A 12,782-nucleotide genomic window follows, 5' to 3' on the forward strand; every position below is an offset into this window, starting at 1 on the left:
ATTTACCCATTAAGGATAGGTCGGATAGATTAGAAGGCTAATTTTCATCTAATAAACCTAAAAATCCACAATATTAGATTTTTGATGTCCTTATTTTGTTGCCATTACGAACTTCGGGGGGCCTGCGAGGAGGGCTATTCGCCGGGAAGGGCCTGCGTTTGAGTTAATTGGCAAAAATCGTTGTTTATGGTTTTTATTATATCAAATGAATACAAAAAATGCGGTCCCGAAGGGCCGCATTTCGTATTTCTAAAGGCTAAAGGCTAACTGCTAACTGCTAACGGCTATCTTACGCCTTGCAGTATTTCCTTAATGTAAACGTTCTTCTCTTTCTTTTCTTCCACGTTATCCAGCAGTATATCTACATACCGATCGAGTGTATCCTGATCGGTATAAGCAGAGATAAAGGAGTCTTTTTTATTGGAGACCAGGATGATCGGAAATTCTACGGCGGAGAAGAGCTGCATGGCTTTGAGTTCCAGGTCTCTCTGTTCGGTGTAGCCTGTCATTTCGGCGATGTTATGAATGACTTTTTCCCAGCACTGGCTGTGAAGCAAAGAAAGATAGATGAAGTAGGTATCTTTGGCATCTTCGCTGGAGGGGTTGGAAATATTTCTGAAGAGGGCGGGATGCTGACGGGCGAGGGCGAAGTAGGCGAGCATGTATTTCTTCATTCGTTCTTTGGGCCCGAATCTTGTATCGTCGAGGTAGGCGACGATGTTTTCCAGATTTCCCATCATGTATTCCAGGGCGCAGCCGATGAGTTCTTCTTTGGAACCGAAGTAGTAACGGACGGAGGCGATATTGACGCCTGCATCTTTGGCGATGGCCCGGACGGTGGCTTTTTTGAATCCCTGCTGCTGGAGGATGCGGACGGTGGTTTCAATCATTTTTTCCCGCACCCGTTCTCCTTTGTCTGTGAGTTTTTTGGTCATAATGTGGTGCCCTTTCTGATGGAAATCGGTTTTCTATCAATGAACGGGATTTCCTGTGCCGCTTTTTCCTGTTCGGTCAAAGCGTTCATCATGAGTTTCAGGCGGTTTGCCTGGTTCACTTCGCTGGCGCTGGCATCACAGTCCAAAGCCAGGAAGACGGCTTCCGGATAGGCTCCGTGAAGTTTATGGATCATGCCTTCGCCGGTGATGTGGTTCGGCAGGCATGCAAATGGCTGCAGGCATACGACGCCCCGGCATTCATGGTAAAGAAGATCGATCATATCGGCGGTGAGGAACCAGCCTTCACCGGCCCGGTTTCCAAGGGACAGGTACTGGGAGGCCCGTTTGGCCAGTTTGGAAATCGGGGTGATTTCGTGGAACCGCTTGGAGCCTTTGAGGGCTTTTTCGAGGGGCCGTCTATACCATTCGATGATATATCGGCTGAAGGAGTCTTTCAGGTCTTTCTGGAAGGAGCCATCCATATATTTATGCTGGAAATGGCTGTCCAGGGATCCATAGAGGAAGAAATCAAGCATGCCGCTGGTTTCTGCTTCGCCTCCGTTGGCTTCGATGGCATGGACGATGTCGTTCGATGCGATGGGGGAGAATTTGACGTAAATTTCTCCGACGATGCCGATTCTCGGGCGTCTTGCCACATCGGAGAGGGGAAGTCTTTCGAAATCTTTGATGATCCGGGAGAGGTTCTTCGAATACTGGCGGTAGGATTCGCCTTTCAGGATGGATTCGGCTGCTTTTTTCTGCCAGGTGTGGTAGAGGGTTTCTGCGCTGCCCGGTTCTTTTTCATAGGGCCGTGTCCGATAGAGGCACATCTGGAGGGCATCGCCATAGACGACTGCCTGGACGAGCCGGATGCCAAGGCCTGCGGTGAGTTTGAAGCCCGGCTGGGGTTCGAAGCCCTGGGTATTGAGGGAAATGACCGGAATCTGGGAGAGTCCTGCTTCGTCCAGTGCTTTATGGATGAATCCGATGTAGTTGGAAGCGCGGCACATACCGCCGGTCTGGCTCATCATGAGGGCTGTTTTGTTCAGGTCATACATGCCCGATTTCAGGGCTCTTAAAAGGGAACCGATGGTAATGATGGCGGGATAGCAGGCATCATTATTGACGCAGGAAAGGCCTTCATCAATATCCGAGTGGATTGGGGGCAGCATATGGACGTTGTAGCCATAGGATCTGGCTGCAGCTTCGATCAATGGGAAGTGAATGGGGGACATTTCCGGAACGAGGATGGTGAAATCTTTTTTCATTTCCTCGGTGAAGGCGGATTTCGGATAGAGAATGGGGGCGGCTTTTGTATTTTCTTCCACTCTTTCTTTGATGGCGGATTTGAGAGAACGGAGACGGATACGGACAGCACCCAGATTCAGACTCTGGTCGATCTTGAGGCAGGTATAGAGTCTTCCTCTCTTGCTCATGATTTCCTGGACCTGATCGGTGACGACTGCATCCAGACCGCAGCCGAAGGAGTTTAATTCGACCAGTTCCAGATTGGCATGGCGGGTCACATAGTCTGCCGCTTTATAGAGACGGCTGTGCCAGGTCCACTGATTCATGACGCGGAGATTCGGGAATTCTCCGCCCACCATGGAAACGCCATCTTCTGAAAGGACGGCCATTCCGAGCTGGTTGATGAGATCCGGAATGGAATGGTTGACAGTGGGATCTACATGATAAGGACGGCCTGCCAGAACGATACCGATGATGTGTTTTTCTTCGATTTCTTTCAGGATCCGTTTCGTTTCCTGATACAGTTCCTGTTTGTATGCGCTTTCTGCCCTGCGGCCTTCGCGGATGGCCGCATCGATTTCATCGCCTTTGATGCCCAGGGGTTTGAAGAATTTCTTCAGCCTGCCATTCAGGGCATCGGAATGGAGGGGCAGGAAGGGATGGTAGAATGTGGTTTTGTATTTCGAAAGGACTTCGTCCATATTGGCCTGAATATTTTCCGGATAGGAGGCCACCATGGGGCAGTTATAACTGTTCGTGGAGCCTTCCTCCGGTCCTTTATCGATGCAGGGATACCAGATGAAGTCGGGATGCCGTTTGGCGAGGTCATAAATATGGGCGTGGGCGAGTTTGGCTGGGAAGCATTCGGAGTAGGACGGAATGGTTTCCATGGCTTCTGTCGGAATGTCTCTGAGCTGTTCCGAGGAAAGAAGGACGCGATAGCCCAGTTTCGTGAAGAAAGCATGCCAGAAGGGATAATCTTCGTAGAGATTCATGGTCCGCGGGATGCCTACGGTGCCGCGGGTGGCCTGTTTCGGGGAAAGGGGACGGCGATGGAAAATTTTGTCATATTTCCAGCGGTAAATATTGGGCAGGGAGGAGTGAGGCGCGGTCTTGCCGGTGAGCATGATGGCAGCTCCTCTTTCACAGCGGTTTCCGGAAACGAAAGCACGGCCGTCATTGAATTTCGTGATGGTAATCATGCAGTGATTTCCGCAGCCCGGGCACCGTCTCATTTCATTGGTGTAGGAAAGGGATGCCAGTTCTTCCGGGGTGACCAGGGAAGACCGGTGGCCTTCGGGGCAGGAATCTTTCGTGATGAGGGCGATACCGTAAGCTCCCATGAGGCCTGCCACATCCGGACGGATGACATGGCAGTCCAGGAGTTTTTCCAGAGCTCTTAAGACAGCATCATTATAGAACGTGCCGCCCTGGACGACCACTTTATTTCCAAGGTCCGACGCCTTGCGGAGACGGATGACTTTATAGAGGGCATTTTTGATGACGGAGTAGGAAAGGCCGGCAGAAATATCGGCTACGGAAACGCCGTTTTTCTGGGCTTCCCGGACACGGGAATTCATGAAGACCGTGCAGCGGGACCCAAGGTCTACGGGATGTGGTGCTTTCAGGGCAATTTTCGAGAAGGTCTCGATATCCATGCCCAGGGACTGGGCAAAGGTATCCAGGAAGGAACCGCAGCCCGAAGAGCAGGCTTCGTTCAGAAGGATTTCATCCACGGCCCCGTCTTTGATGCGGCAGCATTTCATATCCTGTCCGCCGATATCCAGAATGGTGGAAACGTCGGGGAGGAAATGCTTCGCTCCGCGGTAGTGAGCCATGGTTTCTACTTCACCGATATCGGTCTGGAGGGCCCGTTTAATGAGTTCTTCGCCATATCCGGTCACACCGGCTCCGGCAATAGTGACGCCTTTTGGAAGTTTCGCATAGAGGTCGGAAAGGATTTTCCGCGCTCCGGCCAGGGGCGTGCCTTTATTTCCTGCGTAGTATTCGTAAAGGATATTTCCATCTTGATCGAGAAGGACGGCTTTAATCGTGGTAGAACCGGCATCGATGCCGAGCCATACGGAACCTTTTGCCTGGGAAATATCGGCCCTGGGCGCATGGAAACGGCTGTGGCGGTCTACGAATTCTCTGTATTCTTCTTCATTGGCAAAGAGGGGATCCAGGGTCTTGGAAACGCCGAGATCCACGTCTTTTTCCTGTTCCACTTTCGAAAGCCAGGAATCGAGGTCGAAAGGTCTGTCATGGCAGGCGGAAACAGCGGCACCGATGGCTACATACAATTCCCCATGGTTCGGGACGATCATATCTTCATCGGCAATGTCCAGGGTCTTCTGGAACCGTTCGCGGAGGGTGGGCTGGAAGGTCAGCGGTCCGCCGAGAAAAGCCACTTTCCCGTGAACCGGACGACCGCAGGTGAGGCCGGAAATGGTCTGGTTTACCACGGACTGGAAGACGGAAAGGGCGATATCTTCATGGGAAACGCCTTCATTCAGAAGGGCTTGAATATCGGTCTTCGCAAAAACGCCGCAGCGGGAAGCAATGGGGTAAATCTGCTTTGCTTTGGAAGCCAGCTCGCCAAGACCGGGAGCATCTACGGAAAGAAGGGAAGCCATACGGTCGATAAAAGCACCGGTCCCTCCTGCACAGGCCCCGTTCATTCGCTGATCCACGCCATTTCGAAGGTAGGTGATTTTTTCATCTTCCCCGCCCAGTTCGATAATGACGTCCGTATCGGGATGGAAAGTCTGGACCGCCTTCGTCTCCGCCAGGATTTCCTGGGTAAAAGGAAGGCCCATGAGCCTGGCAAGCCCCATGCCGCCGGACCCGGAAATGGATGCGGTGATGCGGCTGCCGGAGAATTTCTCCTGTAATTCCTTCAGGAGGCTCATGGTGGCGGTCCTGATATCTGACATATGACGCTGATACCGGCCAAAAAGAAGCTTCAGGTATGGAGAAAGGGCCACGACTTTTACCGTAGTCGAGCCTACATCGATACCTACATGAATGACTGGTTTCATTGAATAACCTCCCTGAACTCCGGAAAGAGCCCGCGAAATAAAGATACAGCATGGAACCTGTGGCCCATACAGAATAAAAACTGTTGTTTATAATCGGTTGATTAACTTGTTCGATTATATTTTAGCACTGAGGTCAATAGAATACAATGAAAAGATTAAACAGGGTTTGAAAAGTTCTAATCAGTTATATAAAAGTGTCGGAGTGTGTCAGATGCTCGCTGTAATCTGCCTGCCGATATTGAGCCTGACGTTTGGGGCATTACGACCTGGACGATTAGCGGGATGGGGGATTTGCCTGCCGATATTGTGCCTGGCGTTTGAGGCATTATGGCTTGGAACTTTAGCGGAATGGGGGATTTGGCCTGCCGATATTGTGCCTGGCGATTGAGGCTTTGCGACTTGGAACTTTAGCGGAATGGGGGGATTGGCCTGCCGATATTGTGCTTGGCGATTGAGGCATTACGGCTTGAATGATTTGCGGAAAGGGGGATTTTGCCTGACGATATGATGCTGAACGGTTTGAGGCATTTCGATTTGAACAGTTGGAGGATTGGGGGCATACTTAAGCCGCTTCGCGGCATTTTGCCCCGGCGCTTCGACTTGAATGGGTAGAGGGCCCGGAGATGAATGACGGTTGGGGTCTTGCGATGGCTTTGGCCCGCTGAAGGCAGGCCAGGGAAATGGCAAGACTCGAGCGGTTCATGTCGATATGCCTCTATCATTTCATGTAATGACGGCAGAAGAGACACAAAAAAATACCCCAAAAGACAGCGGGGTACACTCCTCCCGCTGCTTTTGGGGTATCATTTCACTATTTTTACTGTTTCACTTTTTTTCATGGCGCCATGAAGTTTCAGAACGCTGTCTTTCTCCCCTTCCGCTTTCTCTGAGATTGGCCGTGGCGGAAGCCTGCGGGTGAATTTCTTTGTTCTGTGTATATAGTAGCAAAAACCGCGATTTGTATCATTAGAATTTTATTAAACTTTTCGGTGGTCCGTTCTTGAAATATTTCTTATATATATGTATATAAAAAGGCACTCCCCGGAGCGCCTTTCCATTTCTAAAACTAAAAACCAATCCTTTACGCTCTTTTCAATACTTCCAGCACTTCCCGGATGGTTTCGCAGAAGCAGATGCAGGACAGGTCTTCCTGATCCACGAAGCCTGCTTCCATCCAGTTTCCAAAGAGCTTTTTCAAAGGTTCATAGATATGGTCCAGATTGATGAGGATGAGGGGCGGCCGTTTTCCCTGTCCGTAAATCCGGTAGTGGGAGAGGGTATCCATGAATTCTTCCAGGGTACCGATTCCTCCGGGGAGAATAATGAAGGCATCGCCCGCTTCCATCAGTTTCTGTTTTCTTGTCATCATATCCGGTACTTCGATGAGCTCGGTAATTCCGCGGTGGGCCTGTTCTTTGAGGATGAAAACTTCCGGAATGATTCCGGTCACTTTTCCTCCTGCCATCATGCAGGCATCGGCACAGATTCCCATAAGTCCTACGGTGCCTCCGCCGTAAATCATATGGTATCCATTCTTCCCCAGGGCTTCCCCCAGGCGGGCGGCAAAAGAGGCGTATTCCGTATTATTTCCAAAACGGGAACCGCAGTAGACGGTGATATTTTTCATAGACTGTCCTTTCTATAAGGAAAACTGTATGATGAAATGACTTTTGAATTGGGAATTATCGGGAATAGTTTCGGGGTTGTCGGGAATGTCGGGAAGGTGGCGGCCTGATGGCCGCGGAGTTTTATATTTGGGAATATACACAGGTGGTGTTTCTGCCGGCGCAGGCATATCGATTCTTCGAATCGATTGTCCCTTCACTTTGTCCGGGCGCTTCCCCAATGGAGGATGCTTTCCGCGATGGGGATGAGATATTTCCGAAGAACGAATAACGAACAACGAAGAACGATTCGGCACATGGGGACCGGACCACGGACCATGGACCACGATTTAGCTCATTTGACTCCAATCAAAAGAATTCCAATTGTGCTTCAAATACTATATGACTGGTTTGCGCAGCAGACCATATCCTTCCCGACGGCCCCAATTGCCTCGATACCCCGAAACAAAAGTTATCGAAAAATAAAGTTTGCCCTGTTTCGTACAGTATTTCTACCAACATTTTACATTCCCATCATACCATATTTCCTATATAATAATGATAGCGGACCAACTGAGAATTGAAAATTTTTCTTTGGAAATTGCAGAATGATACGCGTGGATACGTTGTAAAAAAGTTATGCATAAAATCTAAGAAAAAAGGTTGTAAAAATGTTTGACATTGGTTATCCGTAATGGTATAATTCCAATGTTGCGTGGATTACGTGTAATGGTACGCAGGAGGACTCATGACGCTGGAAGAGTTTAAGAAAGGAAATTTCGTAGTAGGCATGAAGGAAACGGAGCGGGCCCTGGAAAAGCAGGAAGCCGCTTTGGTATTCATCGCATCGGATTGTGACGAACGCATATCTCTGCCTCTTATGGAAGCCTGCAGCGCAAGTGGGGTTCCTGTGGAACGGCAGTACACGAAGAAGGAAATTGGCCGTGCCTGTGGAATCAAAGTCAAGGCCGCATCCGCTGCGCTTCTCAAATCCCGGTAATATCTTTCAAAGCTTTATTTCCTAAGGCTTCGGAGGATCAATTATAAATTTACTCTTATGGAAAGGAGGTGCCCATTTTGCCGACAATCAATCAGCTGGTTCGTAAAGGACGCCAGACTCTGGCAACCAAAGCGAAGACCCCGGCTCTGAAACAGTCTCCACAGAAGCGTGGTGTCTGCACAAGAGTTTACACCGCTACCCCGAAGAAGCCGAACTCTGCTCTCCGTAAAGTAGCCCGTGTACGCCTGACCAACGGAATCGAAGTTTCTGCTTACATTCCTGGTGAAGGCCATAACCTGCAGGAACACTCCGTTGTTCTGATCAGAGGCGGCCGTGTTAAGGATCTTCCAGGTGTCCGTTACCACATTATCCGCGGCGCACTCGATACCGTAGGCGTATCCGGTCGTCAGCAGGGCCGTTCCAAATACGGCGCTAAACGCGAAAAGAAATAATATTTCTAACATAATGTGATTAACAGACTACTATATAAGGAGGAAATTAACAATGCCGAGAAAAGGTGCTGTTCCGAAACGTGACGTACTGCCGGATCCAGTGTATGGAAACAAGACAGTAACCCGTTTCATCAACAGAGTTATGCTGGACGGCAAGAAGGGTGTCGCAGAATCTATCGTTTATGGCGCATTCGATATCTGCCACAGCAAGCTGAATAAAGAACCAATCGAAATTTTCGAACAGGCTCTCAATAATGTTATGCCGGTTCTGGAAGTTCGTGCCCGTCGTGTAGGCGGCGCAAACTATCAGGTACCGGTAGAAGTCAGAGCGGACCGCCGCCTGACCCTGGGTATCCGCTGGATGGTATCCTATGCCCGCCAGCGCAGCGAACGTACCATGGAAGAACGTCTTGCAGGTGAACTGATGGACGCTTACAACAATACGGGCGCAGCAGTAAAGAAGAAAGAAGATACTCATAAAATGGCTGAAGCCAATAAGGCTTTCGCTCACTACCGCTGGTAATTATATAAGGAGAAAAAATCGTGGGCAGAGAATTTCCGCTTGAAAAAACAAGAAACATCGGCATCATGGCTCACATCGATGCAGGTAAGACAACAACCACGGAACGTATCCTGTTTTATACCGGTGTAAACCACAAGATTGGCGAAGTTCATGATGGCGCAGCTACCATGGACTGGATGGTTCAGGAACAGGAACGCGGTATTACCATTACCTCTGCGGCTACCACCTGCCATTGGAAAGGCTATCGTGTCAACATCATCGATACCCCAGGGCACGTAGACTTCACTGTAGAAGTTGAACGTTCCCTCCGCGTACTCGACGGCTCTGTAGCTGTATTCAGTGCGAAAGATGGCGTTCAGACCCAGTCCGAAACCGTTTGGAGACAGGCAGACCACTACAAAGTTCCCCGTATCGCATTCATCAATAAGATGGATACCATCGGCGCTGATTTCCAGCATGCCGTAAAGACCATCGACACCCGTCTTCATGCAAAGGCTATCGCCATGCAGCTCCCGATTGGTAAGCAGGATACCTTCAAAGGCATCATCGACCTCTTGACCATGAAGGCTGAAATCTATGAAGATGACCTTGGCAAAAATATTCATATCGAAGACATCCCGGCTGATATGCTCGATGAAGCACAGGAAGCCCGTGATGCTATTATGGAAGTTGCCGCTGAAGGCGACGACGACCTGATGGAAAAATACCTCGAAGGTGAAGAACTCTCCATCGACGAAGTAAAAGCTTCCATCCGTAAACAGGTCCTTGACTGCGCACTGTTCCCTGTATTCTGCGGTTCCGCATACAAGAACAAGGGCATTCAGATGCTCCTCGATGCAGTCATCGACTATCTGCCTTCTCCGCTGGATGTTCCTCCGGTCAAAGGCACCAGCCTTGACGGCGAAGAAGAAGAACGCGAAGCTTCCGACTCCGCTCCGATGGCTGCCCTGGCATTCAAGATCATGGCAGATCCATTCGTAGGCAAGCTGGCATATTTCCGCGTATACTCCGGTGAAATTCATCAGGGCACCTACATCCTCAACTCCACCAAGGACAAGAAGGAACGTGTAGGCCGTATCCTCCAGATGCATGCAAATCACCGTAAAGAAATCGATGTAGCTTACTCCGGCGATATTGCTGCAGCAGTAGGCTTCAAGGATGTAACCACCGGTGATACCCTGTGCGATCCGGATAACCCGATCATCCTTGAAAAGATGGAATTCCCGGATCCGGTTATTTCCGTAGCCGTAGAACCGAAGACCAAAGCTGACCAGGAAAAGATGGGCAATGCCCTTCAGAGACTGGCAGAAGAAGATCCGACCTTCCGCGTTGCTACCGATCCCGAAACCAACCAGACCATCATTTCCGGTATGGGCGAACTCCACCTGGATATCATCGTTGACCGCATGAGACGTGAATTCAACGTTGAATGCACCGTAGGCAAACCGCAGGTTGCTTACCGCGAAACCATTCGCAAAGAAGTCGAAGCCGAAGGCAAATTCATTCGTCAGACCGGCGGCCATGGCCAGTATGGTCACTGCTGGCTCCGTCTGGCTCCGATGGAAGCAGGCAAAGGCTTCGAATTCGCTAACGAAGTCGTTGGCGGCGTCATTCCTAAAGAATTTATCAACCCGATTCAGGCCGGCGTCGAAGCTGCTATGCAGGATGGCGTTGTAGCAGGATATCCGATGGTTGATATCAAAGTTACCGTATATGATGGTTCTTACCATGATGTCGACTCCTCCGAAATGGCATTCAAGGTTGCAGGTTCCATGGCATTCAAGGCTGGTGCCCAGAAAGCTGATCCTGTCCTCCTCGAACCATACATGAGCGTTGAAGTCGATGTTCCGGAAGACTACATGGGCGACGTTATCGGCGGTCTGAACTCCCGTCGTGGACGTATCGAAGGTATGGAAACCGAAAACGGCGAATCCAGAATCAAAGGTTTCGTTCCGCTTTCCGAAATGTTCGGTTATGCAACCGCTCTCCGTTCCTCCACCCAGGGCCGTGGTACCTTCACCATGACCTTCGATCATTACGAAGAAGTTCCGAAGGCTATTTCTCAGAAGATCACTGAAGAAAGACTCGGAAATAAATAAAATTTTTTAAGGAGAAAAGAAATGGCAAAAGCTCATTACGAAAGAACAAAGCCGCATGTTAACATCGGCACCATTGGTCACGTCGATCACGGCAAAACCACCCTCACCGCTGCTATCACCAAAGTTCTGTCCGAAGAAGGCAAAGCAAACTTCCTCGACTATGCTTCCATCGATAAAGCACCGGAAGAAAGAGCTCGTGGTATCACCATCAACACCGCAACTGTTGAATACGAAACCGAAACCCGTCACTATGCACACGTTGACTGCCCGGGGCACGCTGACTATGTAAAGAACATGATCACCGGCGCAGCTCAGATGGATGGCGCTATCCTCGTAGTTTCCGCAGCTGACGGCCCGATGCCGCAGACCCGTGAACACATCCTCCTGGCTAAACAGGTAGGTGTACCGGCTATCGTCGTATTCCTGAACAAAGCTGACCAGGTAGATGATCCGGAACTGATCGACCTCGTAGAAATGGAAATCAGAGACCTCCTCTCCTCCTATGACTATCCGGGCGATGATATTCCGATTATCGTTGGCTCCGCTCTCGGCGCTCTGAATGGCAACGAAGCTGACAAACAGAAGATCCATGAACTCATGGCTGCAGTTGATTCCTACATCCCGACCCCGCAGCGTGAAACTGATAAACCGTTCCTGATGCCTGTCGAAGATGTATTCACCATCACCGGCCGTGGCACCGTTGCTACCGGCCGTGTAGAACGTGGTACTGTTAAAGTTGGCGACGCAGTTGAAATCGTCGGCCTCCAGGATAAACCGACCCCGACCGTTGTTACCGGCGTTGAAATGTTCAGAAAGACCCTTGACCAGGCTCTGGCTGGCGATAACATCGGCACCCTGCTCCGCGGTATTGACCGTAAGGACATCGTAAGAGGCCAGGTACTCGCAAAACCGGGTTCCGTACATCCGCACACCGAATTCACCGCTCAGGTATACGTACTGACCAAAGATGAAGGCGGCCGTCATACCCCGTTCTTCAACGGCTATCGTCCGCAGTTCTTCTTCAGAACCACCGACGTAACCGGCGACATCACCCTGCCGGAAGGCACCGAAATGTGCATGCCTGGCGATAATGTCGAAATGGCAGTTAAACTCATTACCCCGATCGCTATGGAAGAAGGCCAGCGTTTCGCTATCCGTGAAGGCGGCCGTACCGTAGGCGCAGGCGTTGTAGCTAAGATTGCAAAATAATTTCGGCTCTAAGCTGTAAATAAAAAGAACTCCTCACTTGTGAGGAGTTCTTTTTTCTTTATAGTGGTAAGTGGTAAGTGAAGGATATGGTTCGCTGTCGCGAACCAATCTCATATAGTGCGCTTCGCGCACGGGCTTTTGGCCCTCAACTGTGCTGAAAGTGGTTGTACGCAGGCGGTGGCTCTACTTGGGCGGCAGGGACCTGTATTCCCGGCCGCACGTGGACGTGAACCTCCGCACGGGGGAGAGTGTGTATTCCCGGCCATGCGCGGAAAGCGGGGAGCGCAGCGCTCTCTTTTTGATGGTAAAAATCCGGTGGAAAGAGCTCTGTCGGTATGAGTCATGTCAGTTCAAGTCGTTATCGTCAAAGCCCTCGAAAGAGTTGGGAGGACGAAGTGAAGGCGGGTGGGTTCATCTACACGTTCATGCCGAAATGGAGAATAGCAGCCTGCATTATACATGAGCATACCCACGAAAACCTGAGTCAATTCCGATGTTCACCTGTAGAACAACCCCTCAGTCACCTTCGGTGACAGCTCCCCAATTACACATATCGGCGCCGTTGCCACCGTAAATAAAACCGGTGGGAGTTCAATTTTTCTGTATAATTGGGTTAGCGGCAGAAATCGACCCACAGTATGTTCTTTGAGTTCGATCCCCAATTTGATGCA

The 12,782-nt window shown here is 50.3% G+C and carries 8 protein-coding genes; 5 read left to right on the plus strand and 3 right to left on the minus strand.

The window, feature by feature from the left end; translation table 11 throughout:
- Window positions 1-284 precede the first annotated feature (284 nt).
- The 3 genes from VZT47_RS07270 to VZT47_RS07280 all read right to left on the minus strand — a co-directional run bounded on the left by VZT47_RS07270 (window position 285) and on the right by VZT47_RS07280 (window position 6,851).
- Window positions 285-935, minus strand: coding sequence for a TetR/AcrR family transcriptional regulator (locus VZT47_RS07270; RefSeq protein WP_330224308.1), 651 nt, complete (start codon window positions 933-935; stop codon window positions 285-287).
- A complete protein-coding gene (locus tag VZT47_RS07275) occupies window positions 932-5,224 on the minus strand; it encodes an acyl-CoA dehydratase activase (RefSeq protein ID WP_330224309.1) in 4,293 nt (1,430 codons plus the stop codon). Before VZT47_RS07275 ends, VZT47_RS07270 begins: the two co-directional genes overlap by 4 nt.
- Before the next feature lie 1,081 nt (window positions 5,225-6,305).
- The gene (locus tag VZT47_RS07280) at window positions 6,306-6,851 is read right to left on the minus strand and encodes a TIGR00730 family Rossman fold protein (RefSeq protein WP_330224310.1); all 546 of its coding nucleotides are present in this window, start codon (window positions 6,849-6,851) and stop codon (window positions 6,306-6,308) included.
- Window positions 6,852-7,576: 725 nt separating this feature from the next.
- Here VZT47_RS07280 and VZT47_RS07285 point away from each other — a divergent pair.
- The 5 genes from VZT47_RS07285 (at window position 7,577) to tuf (ending at window position 12,111) form a co-directional block, all read left to right on the plus strand.
- On the plus strand, window positions 7,577-7,828 hold the full coding sequence (locus VZT47_RS07285; protein ID WP_330224311.1) for a L7Ae/L30e/S12e/Gadd45 family ribosomal protein: 252 nt from the start codon (window positions 7,577-7,579) through the stop codon (window positions 7,826-7,828).
- A 77-nt stretch (window positions 7,829-7,905) separates the two neighbouring features.
- Complete coding sequence (gene rpsL, locus VZT47_RS07290) at window positions 7,906-8,280, plus strand: 30S ribosomal protein S12 (RefSeq protein WP_008860286.1); 375 nt, start codon at window positions 7,906-7,908, stop codon at window positions 8,278-8,280.
- A gap of 52 nt (window positions 8,281-8,332) precedes the next feature.
- On the plus strand, window positions 8,333-8,803 hold the full coding sequence (gene rpsG, locus VZT47_RS07295; protein ID WP_330224312.1) for a 30S ribosomal protein S7: 471 nt from the start codon (window positions 8,333-8,335) through the stop codon (window positions 8,801-8,803).
- Window positions 8,804-8,823: 20 nt separating this feature from the next.
- The gene (gene fusA / locus VZT47_RS07300) at window positions 8,824-10,902 is read left to right on the plus strand and encodes an elongation factor G (protein ID WP_330224313.1); all 2,079 of its coding nucleotides are present in this window, start codon (window positions 8,824-8,826) and stop codon (window positions 10,900-10,902) included.
- Window positions 10,903-10,923: 21 nt separating this feature from the next.
- A complete protein-coding gene (tuf, locus tag VZT47_RS07305) occupies window positions 10,924-12,111 on the plus strand; it encodes an elongation factor Tu (RefSeq protein ID WP_330224314.1) in 1,188 nt (395 codons plus the stop codon).
- The last annotated feature ends 671 nt before the right edge of the window (window positions 12,112-12,782 follow it).

Origin of the sequence: Dialister sp. (genome assembly GCF_036343215.1) — a bacterium.
Classification (GTDB): domain Bacteria; phylum Bacillota; class Negativicutes; order Veillonellales; family Dialisteraceae; genus Dialister.